This window comes from Massilia sp. 01N410 (assembly GCF_056399665.1).
Window position 1 is genome coordinate 1 of record NZ_JBFTRV010000053.1, and the last position, 786, is coordinate 786.

Genomic DNA, 786 nt, shown 5'->3' on the forward strand with positions numbered 1-786 from the left:
CGCATGCACTTCTTCGAAGGCGACATCACGATCAACAAGGAATGGGTCGAGTACCACGTCAAGAAGTGCGACGTGATCCTGCCGCTGGTCGCCATCGCCACGCCCTCGACCTATGTGCAGCAGCCGCTGCGCGTGTTCGAACTCGACTTCGAAGCCAACCTGCCGATCGTGCGCTCGGCCGCCAAGTACGGCAAGCACCTGGTGTTCCCGTCGACCTCGGAAGTCTACGGCATGTGCCACGACGAGGAATTCGATCCGGAGAATTCGGAGCTGGTCTACGGCCCGATCAACAAGCCGCGCTGGATCTACGCCTGCTCGAAACAGCTGATGGACCGCGTGATCTGGGGCTACGGCATGGAAGGCTTGAACTTTACCCTGTTCCGCCCCTTCAACTGGGTCGGCGCCGGCCTGGATTCGATCCACACCCCGAAGGAAGGCTCCTCGCGCGTGCTGACCCAGTTCTTCGGCCACATCGTGCGCGGCGAGACCATCTCGCTGGTCGACGGCGGCCACCAGAAGCGCGCCTTCACCTATATCGATGACGGCATCGAGGCCCTCATGAAGATCATCGAGAACAAGGACGGCAAGGCCAGCGGCCAGATCTACAACATCGGCAACCCGGCCAACAATTATTCGATCCGCGACCTGGCCGGCATGATGCTCGAGCTGGCCGCCGAGTACCCGGAATACGCGGCCGGCGCGCAGAAGGTGCAGATCGTCGAGACCAGCTCGGGCGCCTACTACGGCGCCGGCTACCAGGACGTGCAGAACCGCGTGCCGAAGATC

The 786-nt window shown here is 62.3% G+C and carries 1 protein-coding gene; it reads left to right on the plus strand.

Annotation, left to right across the window (positions count from 1 at the left end):
- The coding region (locus AC1DOP_RS27170; RefSeq protein ID WP_477254399.1) for a bifunctional UDP-4-keto-pentose/UDP-xylose synthase at positions 1-786 on the plus strand (786 nt) is incomplete at both ends.